Here is a 589-nt window from a genome sequence, read left to right on the forward strand (position 1 = left end):
CTCGTAGCGGGTGCGGGACATGATCGCGACCCGGTCACCGAACCGCACACCCCGCGCGAGCAGCCCCTTGGCCAGGGCGAGCACCTCGTCCCGGAACTCCGCGGCCGTCACGTCCCGCCAGCGCCCGGTCTCGTCCTTGCGGCCGAGCGCGAGGTGCCCCGGGTCGTCCTCGGCGTTGCGGTAGACGGCGTCGGCGAGGCCGCCCACGGGGGGCGGCAGCGCCGACGGAGGGTTGGTGAATTCGCGCAAACCCGCTCCCCCGTTCTCCGTGACGGCTCCCGGTGACGCCTGACGCCCCGCACAGGCGGTGAAAGCTACCCCACGCAGAGTCGGGACGGGAGGGGCGCGAAAGGCGAGCGGTGTTCAGGTATGCGCTGGTCAGCGGGGGAGAAAGCGCGCAGATGGGGAAGGGCCGGGCAGATTCCTGACGGTGGAGTAAGTTTCGGTGCCGTAATCTCCACGGAATCTGTACGACCCGCGTACCGGGTCGCGGTGCGCGCACCGTCACTCCTGTCAGCGCGAGCGTGACGGATTTCGTCACTCCGGCCCGGCCCGGCCCGGTCCGGGCTGGCCCGGGCTGGGCTGGGGG

Annotated in this window: 1 protein-coding gene; it reads right to left on the reverse strand. The window is 72.0% G+C overall.

Going from position 1 to position 589, the window contains the following annotated elements; translation table 11 throughout:
• The coding region (locus tag CCN42_RS26690) for an AMP-binding protein (protein WP_143662017.1) at positions 1–249 on the reverse strand (249 nt) is incomplete at its 3' end.
• Positions 250–589: the final 340 nt, after the last annotated feature.

It is taken from the genome of Streptomyces glaucescens (genome assembly GCF_002154375.1).
GTDB classification, from domain to species: domain Bacteria; phylum Actinomycetota; class Actinomycetes; order Streptomycetales; family Streptomycetaceae; genus Streptomyces; species Streptomyces glaucescens.